Raw genomic sequence first — 19744 nt, forward strand, 5'->3', positions numbered from 1 at the left:
TCGTGATCGCGGCCGGCACGACCGTGCTGCTCGCCTGGAACCTGGGCCGTGGCGGGGACTTCAGCTTCTACCAGGCGTCGGCGCGGTCGATGTCCGAGTCGTGGCCGGCGCTGTTCTCGGGCGCGTTCGACCCCTCGGCGACGGTGACGCTCGACAAGCTCAGCGGCTTCGCCGTCCCGCAGGCGCTGAGCCTCCGACTGTTCGGGCACTCCACCGCCGCGCTCGCGTTCCCCCAGGTCGTCGAGGGCCTCGTCACGCTGTGGGCCTGCTCCCTGGTCGGACTCCGCTGGGCCGGCGTCGGGACGGGCCTCGTCGCTGCCGCAGCAACCGGGTCGACGCCGGTCTTCGTGTCGATGTTCGCGCACCCGATGGAGGACGGCATGGTCACCGCCGCGCTGGCCGTCGCCCTGCTGTGCTGGCAGCACGCGGCACTGACCGGGCGCTGGTGGCCGCTCGTCACCGCGGGCCTGGCGGTCGGCGTCGGGTTCCAGGCGAAGATGGTGCAGGCCTGGTTCGTCCTGCCGGCGCTGCTGCTCGGCACGCTGCTGGCCTCGGCCCGGCACGACGGCCGTCCCTTCCGCTTCGGCACCCGGGTGGTCCGTGCCGGAGTGCTCGGGATCGTCGCGGTCGTGGCCTCCCTGTCGTGGGTCACGGCGCTGGCGCTCACCCCGTCGGGCTCACGGCCCTGGGCCGACGGCTCCACCGACGACAGTCCGCTCGCGATGGTGTTCGGGTACAACGGCATCGACCGGTTCCTGCCCGGCGCGGTGCCCGGGTCCGTCCGGTCGTTCGCCGTGCCGTTCGGCCCGCACACCTGGCGCGGTGGTCCGGCCGGGTTCGGCAAGCTGCTCGGACCGCACCTGGCGTCACAGGTCGCCTGGCTCCTGCCCGCGGCGGTGTTCGGTGTGGTGGTCGCCGCCGTGGTGCTCGTCCGCCGCCGTGCGGAGCGGGCCGGTGCCCCCGGCTCCCCGTTCGGGCACGCCTTCGACACCCGTGCCGGCGCCGCCACCCTGGCCGTCCTGGTGGTCTGGCTCGGCACCGCGGCGGCCGTGCTGTCGGTGGCCGCCGTGCCGCACACCGCCTACGTCGCCGCGATCGGCGTGCAGCTCGCCCTGCTCGCCGCCCTCGGGTGGCGCGGTGCGGTCGGGCTCGTCCGGGCGCAGGCTCGAGGGCTCCGGGCGCTCCCGGTCGTCCTCGCCGCGGCGCAGCTCGGCTGGGTGGTGTTCCTCGCCCGGGGCACCGCGATGCCGAGCGTGCTCGCCGCGCCCGCGATCACGGTCTCGGCGGTCGCCGTCGTCGCGACGCTGGTGGCGGTGTGGTGGCGACCCCGCTGGGAGGCGACGCGCGGACCGGACCGGCACCGGGCCTCCCGGACGGCCATCGCGCTGGCAGCCGGGCTCGCGCTCGTCGCCGGACCCGCCGCGTTCTCACTGCAGGCCCTCGACGCGACCCGCGACGGCAGCGGCGTCGACGCGTCGGTCGGGCCGTGGCCCGCGCGCTGGCCGATCCCGGTCGGCAGCCCGGACGTCTTCCACGTGTCGCGCCCGGACCCGTGGGGCGGATCGACGCCCTACCCGCGTGCCCTCAGCCGACTCGTCGCGACCGCGCGACGCCTGGAGGGGTACCGGCACGACGAACCGCTCTTCATGACGGACACGTGGCACATCTCCGCACCCGTCATCGACGCGACCGGACTCCCCGTGCTGACGGACGGCGGGTTCTCGGGCACCGTGCCCGTCTTCACGACGCACCAGATCCGCCGGAGGATCGCCGACGGTCTGCGCGTCCTCGTCGTCGAGGCCCACGCGCCCCGCACGGACCCGGTCCTGCGCGCCGCACTGGCCGGGGGCTGCCGAGCACTCACCAGCGGCACCCGGCACGCACGCCTGCCGATGCAGCCGCGTCGGGCGGACGGCATCGCCTGGACCGTGTGGCACTGCGGGCTGCCCGGGCCGTCCGTCGGACCCGGTGCGCACCGCCACCACGGCTCAGCTCGCGGCGAGCACCTCGCGCAGGGACATCGGCGGACGCCCGGTGATGCGCTCGACATCACCGGACACGTGCGCGAGCGCCCCCTCGGCGATGGCCGTGTAGGTGCTCACCCAGGCGTCGGCCTGCCACGGCTCCGGGTTCCACTGCGCACGTGATGCGTACGCCTCGTCGAGGGTCTCCGGGTGGTAGCTGACCGTGCGGCCGCGGACCTCGGACACGATCGCCGCCGCCTGGGCCAGGGTGATCGCCTCGGGGCCGGTCAGCTCGTACGTCTGGTTGCGGTGCGCGTCCGGGTCGTGCAGCACCGCGGTCGCGACGCGGGCGACGTCGGCACGGGCAACCGCGGCCATGGCGCCGTCGCCGGCCGGGCCGCGGATCACGCCGTCCTCGCCGACCAGGTCCTCGACGAAGTCCAGGTAGAAGCTGTCGCGCAGGAACGTGAACGCCATCCCGCTCTCGCGGATCGCCTGCTCCGTCGCCCAGTGGTCGCGTCCGAGCGTGAAGGTCGCGTCGGGAGCCGCGCCGAGGAACGACGTGTAGACGACGTGCCGCACGCCCGCGTCGGCCGCCGCAGCGACGAACGCCCGGTGCTGGTCGAGGCGGTCCTGGGCTTCGGCCGCCGAGACCATGAGCAGCACCTCGACGCCCTGCAGCGCGGTCCGGCTCGCGTCGGCGTCGGCGAAGGTCGCGACGGCGACCTCGGTACCCGGAAGCTCCGGCGCACGCGAGGCGTCGCGCACGAGCATCCGGAACGGCACGGCGTCCGCGGCGAGCGCAGCGCTCACGGCGCCCCCGATGTTGCCGGTCGCTCCGGTGATGGCGATGGTCATGGTCGCTCCTCGTGTCGGTGTCGGTGTCGATGTCGATGTCGATGTCGGTTTCGGTTTCGCGTCACGTTGGTCGGTGGTCACGTCCACACCGTCCTGGAGGCCCGGATCACCGTGGGCGCGACCCTCGCGGCGTTCACGCCGTCCACCTCCACCGCCCACGCGCGGGCGGCGTCGTGGTCGCGGCCGTGCCGCATGTGTCGTCCGACCAGGCGGTCGAGCCGCACGTCGTCGGCGACGGCGCAGAACCAGGTCTCGGTGAAGAGCGTCGGCAGCGCCGACCACGGTGCGGTGTCGTCGAGCAGGTAGTTGCCCTCGGACACCACGAGCCGGGCTGCGCGGGGTACCGCGATGCTGCCGGCGACGGGTTCGTCGACGCGACGGTCGAAGTCCGGTGCCCACACCACGTCCTCGTCGGCGGTGACGAGTCGGCGGACGAGCGCGACGTACCCGTCGGCGTCGAAGGTGTCCGCCGCGCCCTTGCGGTCGTGCCGGCCGAGGGCGTCGAGCGCCGCGTTCGACAGGTGGAAGCCGTCCATCGGGACCTGCACCGCGGTGCCCGCACCCAGGCGGTCGTCGACGGCGGTGACGATGCGACGGGCGAGCGTGGACTTGCCGGCGCCCGGTGCTCCGGCGATCCCGAGCACCGTGCGTTCGCTCGAACGGGCCAGTTCGACGGCGCGCTCGACGGCCTGGTCGACGGTCGTGCCGGAGTCGCTCACGGCCTCATCCTCGCAGAGCGCACCGACGCCGGGCCGCGGTGGTTCACTTGCCGCATGGTCGATGCGACGAAGGCGTTCAGCGGGTTCTCGGTGCGCGACGTGCCCGAGGCGAAGGCGTTCTACGAGGACGTCCTGGGGGTCGAGGTCACCGAGGACCACGGCATGCTCTTCCTGCAGCTCGGCGGTGGACACCAGGTGCTCGTCTACCCGAAGGGCCCGGGTCACGAACCGGCGGCCTTCACGGTGCTGAACTTCCCGGTGCCGGACATCGACGCCGCGGTCGACGAGCTCACCACCAAGGGCGTCGTGTTCCTGCAGTACGAGGGGATGACCGACGACCGGGGTGTGAACCGGAAGGGCGGGCCGCTCATCGCTTGGTTCACCGACCCGTCGGGCAACGTCCTCAGCGTCATCGAAGAGTGACGCCAGCGGTCAGCGGGACAGGGCGCCCGCCCAGCCGAGGGCGATCGGCACGAGCAGGCCGTGGCGGTGGTGCGGGAGCTCGGCGACGGGGATCCACCGCGACTCGTCGGTCGAGCCGTCGAGCTCGTGCCGCAGGGCTCCCCCGGTGATCGTCGCCCGGAACACCACCTGCACGGCCTTCATCGGCCGGCCGTTGGCGTGGATGCGACGCTCGGCGGGGACGATGTGGTGTCGGACCCCGAGCAGGGCGCCGACCTGGGCCTCGTACCCGGTCTCCTCGCGGATCTCGCGCACGACGGCCTGCTCGACGGTCTCGTCGAACTCGACCCCGCCGCCCGGTAACGTCCACGTGCCCGCGTCGGGGTGACGCAGCTTCGCCAGGAGCACGCGGTCACCGTCCGTGATCACGCCGTAGGCGGCGAGCCGGGTGTCGTAGTCCGTGTACTCCATGGGCCGACCATGCCAGGTGGGTGCACCGACGTCTGCCAGCCGCGCCGGGCCTCCAGGCCGTGGACCGGGGTGGTGCGGAGGCTCCACCAGCCCGCCAACGGTCACGACCCCCCGCGGCCCGCACGCCGAGCGGTCACAGACCGTCGGCCCCGGCGCCCGCAAACGACGGAACGTGACCACGCGACGCAGCACGTGCGGTGTGTCGCGACCACCCCGCGGGCCGGGAGGCGCGAGTCGCCGCCGCCACGGGCCTCCCGGCCGTCCGGCGTACCGTCGGGACGTCCACGCCGGCGCGCGGTCAGGACACCCCGATGGCTGCCCGCCGAGCGGTCACAAACCGTTGCTTGCGGCACCGCCAGACGACGGAACGTGACCACGCGACGCAGCCCGCGCGGGGAGTCGTGACCGCTCGCCGCGCAAGCAACCGGACCCGACGTGCGCGCCCGACCCGGATCAGGCGTCGACGCGTGCCGCCGCCCAGCCGACCCGCATCCGGGCGACCGCCCGGTCGAAGGCACTGAGCGGTTCCCCGTCGTCACGGATGACGGACTGCAGCTGGAGCCCCTCGTACAGCGCCATGAGCTGCTCGGCGGCGTGCCGGGGCGAGGCGCCACGGGACTCCCGGCCGGCGACGACGTCGCGGACCAGGGCGAGGGTGACGTCCTCGAACGCGCGCGTGTACTGCGTGCGGAACCACCCGGCGGCGGGGTGCTCGGGGTTCGAGGCGGCACTGAGCACGGCGACCCGGAGTCGCACGAGGGCCGGGTCCTCGACGCCCGCGGCGAGCCGGGCTCGCAGGTAGGCGACCGTGCCGTCCCGCTCCGCGATCGGCCAGAGCTCGCGTCGGCTGCCGTTGTTCCACTTGTCCATGACCGCGACCACCAGGAGTTCCCACATCGGGTACGCCCGGTGGAACTCGTCGGCCGTGACCCCGGCGTGCTCGGCGACCTCGTCGGGCCCGACACGGTGGAAGTCCCCGGCTCGGTAGGCACTGATCGCCCCGGCGACGATGCGTGCGCGGAGGTCGACATCGGTCGTGGGCATGCTGACGATTGTGCGGGGCCGGTCAGCGGCCCGCGACCGCCAGTTCAGGGGGCGCGGCCACCGTCCTCGGCTCCCGGTCAACCGCGCTCGAACGTCAGCGTCTCGTCGTCAGGGGCCCGGACCTCGCCGGTACGGGCGAAGTCGGCCCAGATCGCCCGGAACGCCCGGCCGCGGCGCTCGACCTCGGGCCAGTCGCGTTCGGGGACGAACCGGGTGCCGGCCCAGGCCTCGCGGCCGCCGAGCAGCAACGGCAGATCGCTCATGTGCACGGCTCCGGTCGGGGCGCTCGTGACACCGCGGTGCAGTCGGTACGAGGTCGCCCGGCCGCCGGCGCGTCGGTGCCGTTCGGTGAACCGTCGGGCGTCACGCCCGTAGATGACGTCGGACAGCGGACGCACGACCCACCACCGCAGGGCCGACCGCAGCACCCGCGACCGGGTGACCCGACGCAGGCCGGGCACGAGCGGCACGTACATGCCGGCCTCGTCCGAACCGGACCCGATCAGCACGTCCACGTCGGGGGCGACCAGGCTCCACGCGGCGTCGAGGTCACGCTCGGCGGGCAGCGGCGCGAAGCCGTACTGGGTGCCGAACGGCATGCCGGCGGCGAGCCCGTACGGCGCTGCGGCACGGGTTCCGAGTGCCTGACGGTCGAGCAGGTCCTCGAGCGGAGTGTCGGCGTGCACGGTGCCGACCGCCCGGACCATCGCGCGGTTCATCCGTGCCCGACGGCGGGACAGCCCGAGCGGAGCGCTCTGGATGATCGCGCGGCGGAACAGCCCTTCGGCGCCGGCACTGATCATCAGGTGCGCGGCTGCGTCCCCGCCGGCCGACTGCCCGAAGACGGTGACCAGGTCGGGGTCGCCGCCGAACGAAGCGATGTTCGCGCGCACCCAGCGGAGCGACTCGACCAGGTCGAGGAGCCCGAGGTTGGCCGGGATCGTCTCGCCGTCACCGAGGAACCCCAGGACGCCGAGCCGGAACGTGACCGACACCACGATCACGCGCTGCTCGGTCACCAGGTCGCGAGCGTCGTAGATCGGCAGGTCGCCGCCGCCGATGACGTACGAGCCACCGTGGATCCAGACCATCACGGGCAGCTGCTCGTCCGGCCGCACGTCGGCGGGCAGCGTGATCGAGAGCCGCTGGCAGTGCTCGTCGACCTCGATGCCCTGGATCGGGTTGAGCAGCAGGTCGACGAACTCCTCGTGCGGCTGCGGTGCGACCGGCGACGGGGTGGACGCGTGCAGCTCGCCATCGAACGGTGGCATCGGCTGCGGCGGGGCGAACCGTTCGGCCTGCGCGTACGGGATCCCGAGCACCCGCACCACGTCGCCGTCGAGCGTCCCGACGATGCGGCCGGCGGGGGTGTCGAACGGGGCTGGAGCGGCGGCGAGCATGTGGCTCACGGTATCGGGGCCGGCTGACGCAACCAGGCAGACGGACGGGAGGCCCGTGGCGGGGTCGCCACGGGCCTCCACACCGTCTTCTGGTCGCGGTGCGCGACGGGCGCTACCGCACCCGCTTGATCGGGATCACGACGAGTGCGCCGATGATGGCGATCGCGCCGGCGGCCCAGCACATGAGCGTGTAGTTGTCGGCGGCGTCCCCGGACCCGATCTTGAGGAAGAACAGTGCGACGGCCGGGGCGAGCGACTGCGGCAGCGCGTTGGCGATGTTGATGACGCCGAGGTCCTTGCCGGGACGGTCAGCGTTCGGCAGGACGTCGACGACGAGTGCGGTGTCGATCGCGGAGTAGATGCCGTACGCGAAGCCCATGATGACCTCGGCGACGTAGAAGCCGTTGACCGTGTCGGCGTGCGCCAGCACGATGAGTCCGACGGCGAACATCGCCGTGGAGCCACCGACGAACACCTTGCGGCGACCGAGCTTGTCCGAGGCCCAGCCGGACAGCGCCGCACTGACCAGCAGCGCGATCGTGTAGAGCAGCACACCGAAGGCGACGGCGGCGGTCGCCTCCTTCGCGCTCTCGATGCCGAGGTGCTGCTCCATGTAGAGCAGGCGGTACGTCGTGAACATGAAGGTCGCGAAGATGATGAGGAAGCGCGACCACCACGCGAACGCGAAGTCCGGGTTCTTGACCGGGTTCGTCCAGAACGACGCGATGAGGTTCAGGAACGTGAACTTCTTGAGCTTGTACGTGGGCAGGTCGTCCCGCGCGACGACGGCGTACACGGCGACCAGGATGATCGCCAGGATGCCCGGCGCGATGAACAGCACGGGCAGGTTCGCGACGAAGAAGACCGACAGGTAGGTGCCGGCGAGCACGGCGATGTTCTGCGCGAGCGCGATGATGCTCGAGGACCGGCCGCGCTGCAGCTGCGGCACGTTGTCGGCGAAGCTCGCGAGCAGGGTGGCGAGCGTGGCGTTCGCGGCGAGCTGGGCGAGCAGCCAGGCCAGCGTCAGGTTGAGGACGTCGGGCGAGTAGGCGATCCACGCGAGAGCGATCGCGAAGACCACGACACCGCTGAGCAGCCAGGGGCGACGACGGCCCCAGCGCGTGCGGGTGCGGTCGGACAGGGCACCCGCGAGGGGGTTCATGATGAGCGCACCGAACGCGCCGATCGGCAGCACCGAGCCGATGACGTTCGCAGCGTCGTCGCCGACCAGGGCCTGCGCCTTGAGCTGCATGCTCACGTAGACGGGCGCCATGAGCGCGACGAAGAGGCCGAACTGCCCGAGGAACAGGGCGATCTGGTAGCCGATGCCCACCTTGACCGTGCTGACGGGCTGGGTGATGCCCTCTTCCGGGTTGAGCAGTGCCGGGCTGCCGGGTTCGGGTGTGCTCATGACGCCTCCTTGAGTCGATGAAAACCTTGCCTGACAAGGTTTTTCCGACGCGAGCATACATCGACACGTGTTGTCTGCAACACCAGGGTCGTCACACGGGGCAGCAAAAACTACACACCGGGTGGTTTTTGGGGTAGCGTCGTCATCGATCTCGCCGCGGAGCATCGCTCCTCGACGGGCCGCGACACCCAGACAGGATCGAAGGAGCCTCTGCAATGCCCACCACTTCTGTGCAGCTGTACTCGCTGCGCGACGCCATCGCCGAAGACCTCGACAAGGCCATCGCCCGTGTCGCCGAGATCGGGTACGAGAACGTCGAGCCCTACGCGTTCGTCGAGCGCGCCACCGACCTCGAGCGTGCGTTCGCGGCCACCGGCCTCAAGGCTCCGTCCGGCCACGTCGCCGTGATCGACGCCGAGGACACCGCGCCGATCTGGGACGCCGCCGAGCGCCTCGGCATCCGCACCGTCATCGACCCGTTCATCCCGACCGACCGCTGGCAGACCGCCGACGACGTCGCGAAGATCGCCGAGCGCGTCAACGAGCTGACCGCCGAGGCCGCCGGCCGTGGCCTGCAGTTCGGGTACCACAACCACCAGTGGGAGTTCACGAACAAGGTCGACGGCCGCACCGTCTACGACCTCTTCGTGTCGCAGCTGTCGCCGGAGACCGTCCTCGAGGTCGACACCTTCTGGGCGACCGTCGGTGGCGCCGACGCCCCCGCCGTGCTCAAGGGCCTGGGCGACCGTGTCGTCGCGATCCACGTCAAGGACGGCAAGGTCGACGGTGACATCCGCACCGCGCTGCCCTCGTCCGAGAGCGCCCTCATCGTGCCCGAGGCGCTGCAGCGCGCCTTCGAGAACCAGACGCCGGCCGGTCAGGGCGACGTCGACGTGGCCGCGATCCTCGCCGCCGCACCGCAGGCGATCCGCGTGGTCGAGTTCGACGCGTACAAGGGCGACGTCTTCGAGGGCATCACCGAGTCCCTCACGTGGCTCAAGGACAACGACAAGTGAGCCGTGTCGGGATCGGCATCATCGGTGCCGGCAACATCTCCACCCAGTACCTCGAGAACCTGACCAAGTTCGCCGACGTCGAAGTCCGCTTCGTCGCCGACGTACTGCTCGAGCGTGCCGCTGAGCAGGCGGCTGCGTACGGCGTCGCCTCGTCGGGATCGGTCGAGGAGCTCCTCGCCCGCGACGACATCTCGATCGTGATCAACCTGACGATCCCGGCCGCACACGCCGAGGTCGACCAGCAGATCATCGACGCCGGCAAGCACGTCTGGAGCGAGAAGCCGATCGCGACCGACCACGCGTCGGCCGCCGCGGTGCTCGAGTCGGCGAAGGCCAAGGGCCTGCGCGTCGCGACCGCTCCGGACACCGTGCTCGGTGCGGGCATCCAGACGGCGCTCCGGGCCATCGCCCGCGGTGACATCGGCGAGCCGCTGTCCGCGACGACCCTGTTCCACGTGCCCGGACCCGAGGCGTGGCACCCGAACCCGGACTTCCTGTTCGCCACCGGTGCCGGCCCCCTGTTCGACATGGGCCCGTACTACGTGACGACCCTGGTGCACGCGTTCGGCACCGCCTCGCGCGTGCAGGCCGTCTCGTCGAAGTCGCTCGACCGTCGCACGATCGCGTCCGGCCCCCGCGCCGGCGAGACGTTCCCGGTCGAGGTCCCGACGCACCACGCGGCCCTGATCGAGTTCGCCGGCGGGCAGTCCGCCCAGTCGACGTTCTCGTTCCAGCACGCCCTGCCGCGCATGGGCTTCGTCGAGATCAACGGCACGCTCGGCACGATCTCGCTGCCGGACCCGAACACGTTCGAGGGCTCGTCGCAGCTCTGGCGCTACGGGCAGGACGAGCCCGAGACGCTCGAGGCGGTCGGCTCCACCTGGGGCCGTGGCACCGGTGTCGTCGAGCTCGCCCGCGCCATCGCCGAGGACCGCCCCGAGCGTGCCTCCGGCGCCGTCGCGCTGCACGTGCTCGACGTGCTGCTCGGCATCCGCGACGCGGCCGAGTCGGGTTCCGCCGTCGACATCACGTCGACCGTGGACGCGATCCCGCCGCTGCCCGAGGACTTCGACCCCGCGGCAGCCGTGCTGACCGCGGGCGCGAACGCCTAGGAGCGCCGCGAGCACCACGCGCACCACTTCGTGAGCAGCAATGGTCGGGTCCCGAACGGGGACCCGACCATTGCTGCTCACCAAGCGAAACCGCGCGAGCGCGAACGCCCGCGCGAGCGCCCGCGCGCGACGCCTCAGACCAGCGCGGTGAAGGACGCGTCGCGCACGAGCAGCGTCGCCGCGTCGCCCACCACGGCCTGGTCGGGGTCGCTCGACAGCCCGAGGGACCAGCTGCCCCCACCCGGACGCTCCGGCAGCGTGAACTCCACCGTGGTGTCCGACGCGTTCAGCAGCACGGCCACGGTGTCGTCGCCCTGGTGCAGCACGAGCGTCACGGCCCGGTTGCCGCCGTCCGCCCAGTCGCCGTCCTCGAAACCGGCGGCGTCGGCACGGAGCACGGTCACCGTCGACTCCGAGTCGCCCGGCGCGGTGCGGAACCACTCCGGACGCAGCGCCCGGTGCTGCCGACGGAACGCGATCGCCGCCGTGGTGAAGGCGAGCAGGTCCTGGTCGGCGGCGGCCCAGTCGAACCACGAGATCTCGTCGTCCTGGCAGTACGCGTTGTTGTTGCCGCCCTGTGACCGGGCGAGCTCGTCGCCACCCAGGATCATCGGCACGCCGGCGGAGAGCAGCAGGGTGCCGAGGAAGTTGCGGCGCTGCCGGTCGCGGTAGTCGTTCACCGCGCCGTCGTCGGTCGGGCCCTCGATGCCGCCGTTGAACGAGGTGTTGTCGCTCTCGCCGTCGTTGTTGTCCTCGCCGTTCGCCTCGTTGTGCTTGTCGGCGTACATCGTCAGGTCGGCCAGGGTGAAACCGTCGTGGGCGGTCACGAAGTCGATCGAGCAGAGCGGGGAGCGCCGTGAGCCCTCGTAGACGTCGGGGCTGCCCAGGACCCGCTGGACGGCGTCGCCGAGCGCACCCTCGTCGCCGCGCCAGAACGCGCGCAGGTCGTCGCGGTACTTGCCGTTCCACTCGGACCAGTCGGCCGGGAACCCGCCGACCTGGTAGCCGGCGGTGTCCCACGGCTCGGCGATCATCTTGACCTCGCGCAGCACGGGGTCCTGGTGGATGATGTCGAGGAACGCGGAGTGCTTCTCGGCCTCGCCGTCCTGGCGGGTGAGCGTCGTGGCCAGGTCGAACCGGAAGCCGTCGACGTGCATCTCCTCGACCCAGTAGCGGAGCGAGTCCATGATGAGTCCGAGGGCCGCCGGGTGCCCGACGTTCAGGCTGTTGCCGGTGCCGGTGGTGTCGAAGTAGTTCGCCTCGTCACCCTCGACCAGCCGGTAGTACGACTGGTTGTCGATCCCCTTGAACGACAGCGTCGGGCCCATGTGGTTGCCCTCGGCGGTGTGGTTGTAGACGACGTCCATGATGACCTCGAGCCCCGCGGCGTGCAGGGCCTTCACCATCGCCTTGAACTCGGCGACCTGCTGCCCGGCGGTGCCGGAGGACGAGTACTCGTCGTGCGGCGCGAAGAAGCCGATGCTGTTGTAGCCCCAGTAGTTGCGGAGCCCCTTGTCGAGGAGCGTCGAGTCCTGCACGAACTGGTGCGTCGGCAGCAGCTCGACCGCGGTGACCCCGAGGTCGGTGAGGTGCTTGATCGCCGCCGGGTGGGCCATGCCGGCGTAGGTGCCGCGGATCTCCTCGGGGACGTCCGGGTGCTGCTTCGTGAAGCCCTTGACGTGCACCTCGTACACGACGGTGTCGGCGAGCGGGGTCCGCAGCAGGGTGTCACCGTCCCAGTCGAAGGACCGGTCGGCGACGACGGACTTGGGCATCGCGCTGGCCGAGTCCGTCTCGTCGATCTGCTCGGGCTCGTTCATGTCGTGACCGAAGAGCGCCTGGCCCCACTCGTACTCGCCGTCGATCGCGGTGGCGTAGGGGTCGAGCAGGAGCTTCGCGCCGTTGTGGCGCAGGCCGTTCGCCGGGTCCCACGCGCCGTGCACGCGGAAGCCGTAGCGGGTGCCGACGGTCACGCCGGGGACGACGTCGTGGAAGGTGTAGCCGGTGCGGTTGCGGAGCTCGGTGCGGTGCTCGGTGCCGTCGTCGTCGAAGGTGCAGAACTCGACGCGCTCGGCGGTGCTCGAGAACAGGGCGACGTTGGCGCCCCCGTCGACGAGCGTGACGCCGAGCGGGGTGCGCGTGGAAGTGGTCATGCTGCCCTTCTACCGGCCGGTCGCTGTGCCACCGGCAGTCTGGGCGTACCCCTGGCCGCTCAGCGCACCGGCGGGACCAGCTGCTCCAGCAGCCGCAGCACCCGTTCACCGTCGACGGCGTCGGGGTCGAGCAGCCACTGCACCTGCAGCCCGTCGGACGCCGCGATGCTCAGGCTCGCCAGGTCGACCGGGTCCAGGTCGGCGCGGATCCGGCCGCTCGCCTGGTCCGCCTCGATCAGCACGGCGAGTTCAGCACGCAGCCGGGCGAAGCGTTCGCGCATGAAGTCGCGCGTGGCCGGGTGGCCCTCCTGCACGGCGTCGGCCGCGAGGGTCGTGTACAGCTGCACCAGCCCCGGCACGGCCCGGTTGCGCGATGCGCTCTCGCGCATGTCGCCGATCGCCGACTTCATCCGGTCGGGCGCGCCCTGCTCGCGGACCTCGTGCTCCCGGTAGACGGCGAGCAGCAGTTCGTCGCGGCTCGGGAAGTAGTGGCGGAGTGCCGCGTGCGTGATCCCGAGGGCCTCGGCCACCGAGCGGAGCGACGATGCGTCGACCCCCTGCTCCGCGACCATGCGGATCATCTCGTCGAGGATCTGGGTGCGCCGCTCGGCGCCCTTTCGGTACCCGCCGCGGCGCGGCTGGGCCGCGTCGGCGTCGTCCGCGGGGTGGGTCATGCACCCAACTTACCGCTGGAAGGTTTTCTCGCCACCGTCCGGACTGGAGGCCCGTGGCGGGCGCACCACGGGCCTCCAGTCCGTCTCGGGGTCGCGTCGCACCCGCCGGGTCGCGTCAGCCGGGCGCGCTCGCGTCAGTCCTGGTCGTCGACCGTGTACTCGTCGACCGGCGCGGGCGTGCCCGCGGCGAGCGCGTCGACGATCTTCGTGAGCGAGTCGGCGAGGACGGCGTTGTCCGTGTCGGGGAGTTGTTCGAGCACCTCGACGACGGCCGCGTGGAAGCGCGCGTACGAGGCGTCGATCTTCTCGGCGGCCCGGTCGGTCGGGGCGAGCACCTGCGCACGACGGTCGGTGGGGTGCGCCGTGCGGGACAGCAGGCCCTTCTGCTCGAGCCCGTCGACGATCTTGGTGACCGAGGCGTTCGAGACGGCGAGCATCACGGCGAGGTCCTTCGGCCCCATCGTCCGGCCGTCCCGGTGCGCCTGGAGCATGTACCGGACGGCGAGGAACTCGTTCTTCGACAGGCCGCTCTCGATGCGGGCGGACTCGATCTGCTGGTCCTCGGCGTGCTGCAGGCGGAGCAGCGCGTCGACGGCGGTCTTCGCGACCCCGGACTCGGGTTCGCGGGCGTAGAGGTGGACGTGCTCTCGACGGACGACGGTCAACGGCATGGGGTCATGCGCTCCTTGCTAAACGGCAGGCGTGCTGAAGAAGTCCGCGTAGGACGGTTCGGAACGACCGGCGAGCAGCGAGGGGTCCTGGATGCGACGCTCGACGTACGCGTCGATGATCGCCGGGTCGGTGAGACCGACGCGGGTGTGGCTGCCACCGATCCGTGCCGTCCGAGGCATCCCGGAGTACGTGCTGTGCATGTCGTGTCCCGCCCTTCTTGCTTGCCGTGTGTCCTCTGCGGACGGCTGAACTCTTTCACAAAGTGAACGGTCAGTTCAACGAACCATTCGCGCTGTGTACGTTTTGCGCGCCGAAGGGCTCGGCGGCATCCGTCAGGGTCTTGAGGAGCTGCAGGAGCGCCGCCCGTCGCGGCTCGTCGAGCGGTGCGAACAGGGAGTCGAGCACCCCCTCGGCGATGCGGTGTCCCTCGTCGAGCACCCGCCGTCCGTCCTCGGTGATCGCGTGCTCGATCCGCCGACCCCGGCCGGCGGTCCGGGTGATGAGCCCCCGGTCGAGCATCCGGTTCGCCAGGGTGCCGAAGGCCTGGTCGCTCTGGAACGTCGCGACGGCGAGGTCGTGCCCCGATGCGTGGGGCATCCGGTCGATGGCGCGCAGGGCGTCCCACTGCACGAGCGTCACGCCGAGGTCGCGCAGGGCGGCGTCCATCGTGCGGTGGTTGCGGTACTGCGCCCGCTTGACGGCGTGGCCCAGGGCTTCGAGGTCGGTCGGCATGGTGCTACGGTATCAACACTCGTACATAAGCATGTTGATACGGAGCACCCATGACCGAAACCCACACCCGCACCGCGCTCGTCCTGCACGGTGGCGGCGGCCCCCGGACCGTCGCGCCGATCGTCGCGCACCTCGCACCCGCCTTCCACGTCGTCGCCCCGACGCACCCCGGGTGGGACGGCACCCCGCGCCCGGACGGCATCGACTCCGTCCCGGCCCTGGCGACCGCGTACCTCGAGCAGCTCCTCGCCGCCGGGGAGCAGGACGTCGTGCTCGTGGGGTCGTCGATCGGCGGCTGGATCGCCCTCGAGATGGCCGTGCAGGCAGCTGCCGACGACCGGTTCGCCGGGGTCGTCGGTGCCGTCGTCGACATCGACGGCGTGGGTGCGGTGGTCGAGGGTGAACCGATCGCCGACTTCTTCGCCCTCTATGCCCGCGGGCTGGCCGAGGTCGCCTGGCACGATCCCGAGCGGGGCTACCAGGACCCGGCGTCCGTCAGCGAGGAACAGCGGGCGGTGCAGCGCTCGAACGGGCAGACCATGGCGGTCGTCGCCGGCCGGTCGATGAGCGACCCGAACCTGCTCGATCGACTCGGGGCCGTGCGGGTGCCGACGCTCGTCGTGTTCGGCGCGAGCGACCGGGTCGTGACCCCGGCCTACGGTCGCGCGGTGGCGGCGGCCGTGCCGGGTGCGGTGTTCGCCGAGGTCCCGGCCGCAGGACACCTGCCCCACCTCGAGGCCCCCGACGCGACGTGGGCGGTCATCGACCCGTTCCTGGCGCGCTGAGCAGGACGGACCACCACTGGCACGCGGCTCGCGGCAGGCGGCAGGCGGCACGCGCCTCAGACCATCGCCGCGGACATCACCGCGACCGCGACCCCCATCGCCAGGGTCTCGACCAGCGGCAGCGGACGCGAACGTCGCCGGACGCCGTCACGGAGCATGTGGACGGTGAGCACCAGGTACCCGAGGGTCAACCCGCCGAGCACCACCTGCCACGTCACCGCGACCACTCCGAGGTGCTGGTGCATCCCCGCGGCGCCGGCGTCGTGCGCCATGCCGACACCCATCGCGCCCATCACGAGGAGGCCCAGGGCAGCGTGCAGTCGCCCGAACCGGCCGTGTGCGGAGGCCGCGCCCGGCGGCTGAGCCGACCCGCGCCTCCAGGCGGACGTGGACTGCAACCGGTGCACCCCGGCGACCATCACGGCGAGGAACGCCAGCACCAGGAACCACAGGACACCCGGCAGGACCCGGGGTCCGAACGCCCCGTCGACCATCGCCGCCACCATCGCGACCGCGGCGACCGCGTCGACCGCACGGCCGGGGCGCCACGCCCCGACCGTGCAGCAGGCCCCGGCCGACGCCGGCACGATGGCCGCGAGCCCGAGCAGGTCGGTCACGTCAGTGCCCGTGCCCGTGGTCGTGCTGGTGCTCGGCTGCGTCGTGCGCGGCCTCGACGGCGCCGGAGACGTGGTGCGAGCAGTGCGACCCGGCCGACGCCCCGATCGACGCCGGCACGTTCAGGGCCGGGTTCCGCGGGAAGAACCCGTACGGCTTGAGCGTGAACTTGGCGTAGTCGACCGGCATGACGGGCCAGTCCTCGGGCCGGGGGAAGTGCGTGGGGCCGAAGGTGTGCCACAGCACGATGTCCTCGCCGTCGAGCGGACGGTCACCCTGCACGTACCGGGCGACACCGTCCCCGCCGGGGTTCTGGTGCACGAAGTCACCGGCGGCGAAGCGCTCGGCCGGGTCGTACTGCGTCACGTACAGGTGCTTCCGCGCGAACTCGGCGCGTGCGGCCACCGACGACGAGTCGTCCGCGAGCAGCACCGGGGCGTCCTGCGGGTACAGCACGTACCCGGTCGGGCGGTCGAGGTGGTTGCGCTCCTCGGTGTTCGAGATGAACCACGTCCGGGCCTTCGACGCGTCGGCGAGACGGCCGGAGGACGACTCGGACGACAGCCGGGTGACCGACTTCGTGAACGCGTTGCCGTGCTCGTTGCCCGGGCCGACCGGGACCCGGACGGCATCGACCTCGTCCACCGCGTTCGACAGCCCGTCGACCATCATGTCCAGCCGCGCCGAGAACAGGTGCTGGTGGTACGGGGCACCGAGGCCGGGCGCGACCTCGGAGGCGTACGGGTAGTCCGCACCGGACTCCGTCCGACCCGGGTACGACGAGGTGAAGAGGACGCCGGTGAGCTTCGCCTCGCACTCGATCGTGCCGTCGAGGTACAGGTACCAGTAGAACCCATAGTCGTAGTTGCCGACGGTGGTGAAGAACGAGATCACCAGCCGACGGGAGCGCCGGACCTCCTGCGAACCGGTGTAGATGTCCCCGTGCTTCCACAGCGTGCCGAAGTCCTCCTCGTGCATGCAGATGCCGTTGCGGATGGTCTGCGGGTTGCCGAGCTCGTCGGCCAGGACGGCGTCGAAGTACTTGATCTCGCCGACACAGTCGCAACCGAGCTCGAGTGAGTTGGTGAAGCGTCCGAACAGGTACTCGCCGGTGTCGAAGTAGTTCTGCCAGAACCGCACCGGCGACGGGTCACCGTAGGGCACGAGCATCTCGTCGATCGAGGCCCGGTAGACGATCGGTCGCAGCCGCGCACCGTCCTGCCACGACAGCTGCCGGAGCACGAGCCCCTCGCGGGCGTCGAACCCGACCTGGAACCGCCAGTTCGCCCACTCGACGAACTCGCCGTCGACCGAGAACGACGGCCCCTCGGGCTGGGTGATGACGATCGGCTTGAGGTCGAGCGGTTCGCCCTGCACCGCCGGGTCGTCGAAGTTGCCGGACGTGGCGGGCACGGGCATCTCCGCGACGTCCACGATGCGGGTCACCGCGCGGTTGGCGGCGTCGACGTACACGGACAGGCCGTCCACGGGGTGCGCCCAGACGTGGTCGGCGGGGTGGTCCTGGCGGAAGGCGAGCACGCGGAGGATCCGGCGCCCCTCCTCCTCGGGGTAGTCGTAGTACCCGGCCGACAGCGGGACGCACTTCACCTCGTCCGGCGTCAGGCCGCGCTTCGCCAGGGCGGCGACCCAGCGCTCGTCCGCGTTCGCGATCTCGCCGACGGCGTCGAACTCCTCGATGAGGACGGGCAGCTGTCCACGGGACCCGTCGAGCACGTCGGTGGACAGGACGATCCGGTCGGTGATCGAGACGACGCCGTCGGTGGAGCGTCCGGTCGCCATGTCGAGGAGCATCACGCGGGCACGGCGGTCCGGCAGGGGACCGTCGCCGGCCTGCCAGGCCAGGACCTGCTGCTTGTGCGGCTCGTCGAGGCCGACGTAGACGAAGCGCGTGGTGTCGGTCCAGTCCGGCTGCGCCGTGACGACGTCGCGGACCGCGGTGAACTCGTCCGGGCTCAGGTTCGCGAGCGGGTGGGTGGTGGCGGTGACGGGATCGGTGAGGGTCATGCTGGTGGTTCCTTCGGTTCGGTCTGGAGGCACGGGTCGGGTGGGTCGGTCAGCCGTCGCTGGCGAGACGGTCGAGCATCTGGTCGTAGCGGCGGCGGTCGCGCCGGCGCAGCACCACGGCCTGCAGGACGCCGACGGCGGGCACGACCACGACGAGGCCGGTGAGCACGGTGCTGACGACACCGAAGACGCTCGCTCCGGAACCGTCGACGTCGCCGACGAGCGTCGGGAAGTTCGCCCAGATCAGGACGGCCGAGGCGACGAGCCCGACGAACCCCAGGACCGGGGCGATGACGGTGTTCCAGATGCGGCGGTCGGCGCGGTTCCGGCGGAAGTACACGATGACGGCGAGGCTCGTCGCGGCCATCAGGATCGCCACGCCCAGGGTGGCGACGCCGGCGAACCAGCTGAAGACCTGCAGGACCGGGTCGAGGCCGAGGACGGCGAACAGGACCATGAGCACGGCGGCGGTGACGGTCTGCACGACGCTCGAGGTGTGCGGCGACTCGTGCTTGCGGTGCACGCTGCCGAGACGACCGGGCAGGAGCGAGGCGTTCGCCATCGAGTGCTGGTAGCGGGTGATGACGTTGTGGAAGGACAGGACGCAGGCGAACATGCTCGTGAGCAGCAGCACGTTCATGACCGCCTCGCCCGCGGTGCCGATGTACTGCGCCGCCGTGGTGAGGATGAGCGCGCCCGGGTCCTTCGCGGCCTCGGCGAGCACCCCGTCCGGGCCCCAGGCCATCACGAGTCCCCACGACGCCAGCGTGTAGAACACCCCGATGCCGATGACGGCGGTGTAGGTGGCCCGTGGGATCGTGCGCTCCGGGTCCTTCGCCTCGTCGCGGAAGATCGCGGTCGCCTCGAACCCGATGAACGCCGCGATGGCGAACATCAGGCCGACGCCGGGCGAGCCGGACATGACGTGGGTCGGTTCGAACGGCGCGAGCGAGAGCCCGTCGGCACCGCCGCGGAACACGATCGCGGCGACCAGAACGAGCACGATCCCGACCTCGCCGACGAGCAGGACGCCGAGGACCTTGCTCGACAGGTCGATGTGCCGGTAGCCGAGCACCCCGACGAGCGCCACGACGACCAGGGACCACACGTACCAGGGGATGTCCGGCCCACCGAGGCCCGTGACGGTCACCCCGAGCAGGTACCCGATGTAGCCGTGCACGCTGACCTGGATCGTCGTGTAGGTCAGCAGCGCCAGGGTGGCCGCTCCCGCACCGGCCGGACGACCGAGCCCGTGGCCCACGAACGTGAAGAAGGCGCCGGGTCGTGGCAGGTGCCGGGTCATCGCCGCCAGACCCACCGAGAACAGCAGCAGGATCACGGCGGACGCGGCGTAGAGCGACGGGAACCCGACGCCGTTGCCGAGCAGCATGCCCAGCGGGGCGGCACCGCCGACGACGGTGAGCGGGGCGGCGGCCGCGACGACCATGAACACGATCGCGGTGACGCCGAGCGAGCCGCGCATGGTCCGCTGCGGTGCGGGTACGGCTCCGAGTGACGCGGGGTCCTTCGTGATGCTGGACATCGTGGCCTTCCGGTTCGGGTGACTGGGTCGGGGTGGGACCACGGTCCCGCGCTGGGGTTGCGGCCCCGTTCCACGGGTGTGAAACCCGCACGCACCCGAATGGGACGGCCCGGGCGAGGCGTCTCATTTGCCCGAGACCACCGCGAAA

At 71.6% G+C, this 19744-nt stretch carries 18 protein-coding genes and 1 pseudogene; 5 read left to right on the plus strand and 14 right to left on the minus strand.

The features are described 5' to 3' along the window. Window positions 1-89: 89 nt before the first annotated feature. A pseudogene (locus tag QRN49_RS06455) lies at window positions 90-635 on the plus strand (ArnT family glycosyltransferase); the annotation flags it as partial. Window positions 636-1988: 1353 nt separating this feature from the next. Here the strand turns inward: QRN49_RS06455 and QRN49_RS06460 are convergent. Beyond that, on the minus strand, window positions 1989-2822 hold the full coding sequence (locus tag QRN49_RS06460) for an SDR family oxidoreductase (RefSeq protein WP_284754613.1): 834 nt from the start codon (window positions 2820-2822) through the stop codon (window positions 1989-1991). A gap of 77 nt (window positions 2823-2899) precedes the next feature. Beyond that, window positions 2900-3541, minus strand: a complete 642-nt coding sequence (locus tag QRN49_RS06465) for a nucleoside/nucleotide kinase family protein (protein WP_259514375.1) — start codon at window positions 3539-3541, stop codon at window positions 2900-2902. Between the two features lie 54 nt (window positions 3542-3595). Between QRN49_RS06465 and QRN49_RS06470 the strand changes: the two genes are divergently transcribed. Then, window positions 3596-3964 carry a VOC family protein gene (locus QRN49_RS06470; RefSeq protein ID WP_111045644.1) on the plus strand — a complete coding sequence of 123 codons (369 nt, stop codon included), beginning with the start codon at window positions 3596-3598 and terminating at the stop codon, window positions 3962-3964. A 9-nt stretch (window positions 3965-3973) separates the two neighbouring features. Here QRN49_RS06470 and QRN49_RS06475 read toward each other — a convergent pair whose 3' ends face one another. The 4 genes from QRN49_RS06475 to QRN49_RS06490 form a co-directional block, all read right to left on the minus strand. After that, on the minus strand, window positions 3974-4414 hold the full coding sequence (locus tag QRN49_RS06475) for an NUDIX hydrolase (protein ID WP_111045645.1): 441 nt from the start codon (window positions 4412-4414) through the stop codon (window positions 3974-3976). Between the two features lie 453 nt (window positions 4415-4867). After that, window positions 4868-5458, minus strand: coding sequence for a TetR/AcrR family transcriptional regulator (locus QRN49_RS06480; protein ID WP_209135919.1), 591 nt, complete (start codon window positions 5456-5458; stop codon window positions 4868-4870). 77 nt (window positions 5459-5535) lie between these two features. Next, the gene (locus QRN49_RS06485) at window positions 5536-6858 is read right to left on the minus strand and encodes a carboxylesterase family protein (protein ID WP_284754618.1); all 1323 of its coding nucleotides are present in this window, start codon (window positions 6856-6858) and stop codon (window positions 5536-5538) included. A 112-nt stretch (window positions 6859-6970) separates the two neighbouring features. Then, complete coding sequence (locus QRN49_RS06490) at window positions 6971-8269, minus strand: MFS transporter (RefSeq protein WP_051597042.1); 1299 nt, start codon at window positions 8267-8269, stop codon at window positions 6971-6973. A gap of 215 nt (window positions 8270-8484) precedes the next feature. On the opposite strand from QRN49_RS06490, the gene QRN49_RS06495 reads away from it, so the two are divergent. Together QRN49_RS06495 and QRN49_RS06500 are read left to right on the plus strand one after the other, a co-directional pair. After that, complete coding sequence (locus tag QRN49_RS06495; RefSeq protein ID WP_181243003.1) at window positions 8485-9285, plus strand: sugar phosphate isomerase/epimerase family protein; 801 nt, start codon at window positions 8485-8487, stop codon at window positions 9283-9285. Further along, on the plus strand, window positions 9282-10397 hold the full coding sequence (locus QRN49_RS06500; RefSeq protein ID WP_027466981.1) for a Gfo/Idh/MocA family protein: 1116 nt from the start codon (window positions 9282-9284) through the stop codon (window positions 10395-10397). The genes QRN49_RS06495 and QRN49_RS06500 overlap by 4 nt, the downstream gene beginning before the upstream one ends. A gap of 134 nt (window positions 10398-10531) precedes the next feature. Here the strand turns inward: QRN49_RS06500 and glgX are convergent, their stop codons facing one another. From glgX to QRN49_RS06525, 5 genes are all read right to left on the minus strand, one after another. Next, window positions 10532-12550: a glycogen debranching protein GlgX gene (gene glgX / locus QRN49_RS06505; protein WP_284754625.1), complete on the minus strand. Its 2019-nt coding sequence runs from the start codon at window positions 12548-12550 to the stop codon at window positions 10532-10534. 59 nt (window positions 12551-12609) lie between these two features. After that, window positions 12610-13224, minus strand: a complete 615-nt coding sequence (locus QRN49_RS06510; protein WP_042538020.1) for a TetR/AcrR family transcriptional regulator — start codon at window positions 13222-13224, stop codon at window positions 12610-12612. Between the two features lie 134 nt (window positions 13225-13358). Beyond that, entirely contained in the window at window positions 13359-13895 is a 537-nt protein-coding gene (locus tag QRN49_RS06515) for a MarR family winged helix-turn-helix transcriptional regulator (protein WP_284754628.1), read from the minus strand. 18 nt (window positions 13896-13913) lie between these two features. After that, window positions 13914-14096: a hypothetical protein gene (locus tag QRN49_RS06520; protein ID WP_071248776.1), complete on the minus strand. Its 183-nt coding sequence runs from the start codon at window positions 14094-14096 to the stop codon at window positions 13914-13916. Between the two features lie 70 nt (window positions 14097-14166). After that, window positions 14167-14628 carry a MarR family winged helix-turn-helix transcriptional regulator gene (locus QRN49_RS06525; protein ID WP_284754648.1) on the minus strand — a complete coding sequence of 154 codons (462 nt, stop codon included), beginning with the start codon at window positions 14626-14628 and terminating at the stop codon, window positions 14167-14169. A gap of 50 nt (window positions 14629-14678) precedes the next feature. On the opposite strand from QRN49_RS06525, the gene QRN49_RS06530 reads away from it, so the two are divergent. Further along, on the plus strand, window positions 14679-15413 hold the full coding sequence (locus tag QRN49_RS06530; RefSeq protein ID WP_284754650.1) for an alpha/beta fold hydrolase: 735 nt from the start codon (window positions 14679-14681) through the stop codon (window positions 15411-15413). Between the two features lie 56 nt (window positions 15414-15469). Here QRN49_RS06530 and QRN49_RS06535 read toward each other — a convergent pair whose 3' ends face one another. From QRN49_RS06535 to QRN49_RS06545, 3 genes are read right to left on the minus strand one after another with little or no spacing between them, the layout of a single operon-like run. After that, window positions 15470-16030: a hypothetical protein gene (locus tag QRN49_RS06535; protein ID WP_284754652.1), complete on the minus strand. Its 561-nt coding sequence runs from the start codon at window positions 16028-16030 to the stop codon at window positions 15470-15472. Between the two features lies 1 nt (window position 16031). After that, a complete protein-coding gene (locus tag QRN49_RS06540) occupies window positions 16032-18053 on the minus strand; it encodes a primary-amine oxidase (protein ID WP_284754654.1) in 2022 nt (673 codons plus the stop codon). A 49-nt stretch (window positions 18054-18102) separates the two neighbouring features. Further along, window positions 18103-19596, minus strand: a complete 1494-nt coding sequence (locus QRN49_RS06545; RefSeq protein ID WP_259514385.1) for an APC family permease — start codon at window positions 19594-19596, stop codon at window positions 18103-18105. Window positions 19597-19744 lie beyond the last annotated feature (148 nt).

Origin of the sequence: Curtobacterium sp. ME-Dv--P-122a, assembly GCF_030209645.1 — a bacterium.
Taxonomy (GTDB): domain Bacteria; phylum Actinomycetota; class Actinomycetes; order Actinomycetales; family Microbacteriaceae; genus Curtobacterium; species Curtobacterium flaccumfaciens.

What these genes read in the sequence shown, in the direction of transcription:
- QRN49_RS06460 (WP_284754613.1), bottom strand. Translation starts at nt 2,822, where the DNA reads ATGACCATCGCCATCACCGGAGCGACCGGCAACATCGGGGGCGCCGTG.
- QRN49_RS06470 (WP_111045644.1), top strand. Translation starts at nt 3,596, where the DNA reads ATGGTCGATGCGACGAAGGCGTTCAGCGGGTTCTCGGTGCGCGACGTG.
- QRN49_RS06475 (WP_111045645.1), bottom strand. Translation starts at nt 4,414, where the DNA reads ATGGAGTACACGGACTACGACACCCGGCTCGCCGCCTACGGCGTGATC.
- QRN49_RS06480 (WP_209135919.1), bottom strand. Translation starts at nt 5,458, where the DNA reads ATGCCCACGACCGATGTCGACCTCCGCGCACGCATCGTCGCCGGGGCG.
- QRN49_RS06485 (WP_284754618.1), bottom strand. Translation starts at nt 6,858, where the DNA reads ATGCTCGCCGCCGCTCCAGCCCCGTTCGACACCCCCGCCGGCCGCATC.
- QRN49_RS06490 (WP_051597042.1), bottom strand. Translation starts at nt 8,269, where the DNA reads ATGAGCACACCCGAACCCGGCAGCCCGGCACTGCTCAACCCGGAAGAG.
- QRN49_RS06495 (WP_181243003.1), top strand. Translation starts at nt 8,485, where the DNA reads ATGCCCACCACTTCTGTGCAGCTGTACTCGCTGCGCGACGCCATCGCC.
- glgX (WP_284754625.1), bottom strand. Translation starts at nt 12,550, where the DNA reads ATGACCACTTCCACGCGCACCCCGCTCGGCGTCACGCTCGTCGACGGG.
- QRN49_RS06510 (WP_042538020.1), bottom strand. Translation starts at nt 13,224, where the DNA reads ATGACCCACCCCGCGGACGACGCCGACGCGGCCCAGCCGCGCCGCGGC.
- QRN49_RS06515 (WP_284754628.1), bottom strand. Translation starts at nt 13,895, where the DNA reads ATGCCGTTGACCGTCGTCCGTCGAGAGCACGTCCACCTCTACGCCCGC.
- QRN49_RS06520 (WP_071248776.1), bottom strand. Translation starts at nt 14,096, where the DNA reads ATGCACAGCACGTACTCCGGGATGCCTCGGACGGCACGGATCGGTGGC.
- QRN49_RS06525 (WP_284754648.1), bottom strand. Translation starts at nt 14,628, where the DNA reads ATGCCGACCGACCTCGAAGCCCTGGGCCACGCCGTCAAGCGGGCGCAG.
- QRN49_RS06530 (WP_284754650.1), top strand. Translation starts at nt 14,679, where the DNA reads ATGACCGAAACCCACACCCGCACCGCGCTCGTCCTGCACGGTGGCGGC.
- QRN49_RS06540 (WP_284754654.1), bottom strand. Translation starts at nt 18,053, where the DNA reads ATGACCCTCACCGATCCCGTCACCGCCACCACCCACCCGCTCGCGAAC.
- QRN49_RS06545 (WP_259514385.1), bottom strand. Translation starts at nt 19,596, where the DNA reads ATGTCCAGCATCACGAAGGACCCCGCGTCACTCGGAGCCGTACCCGCA.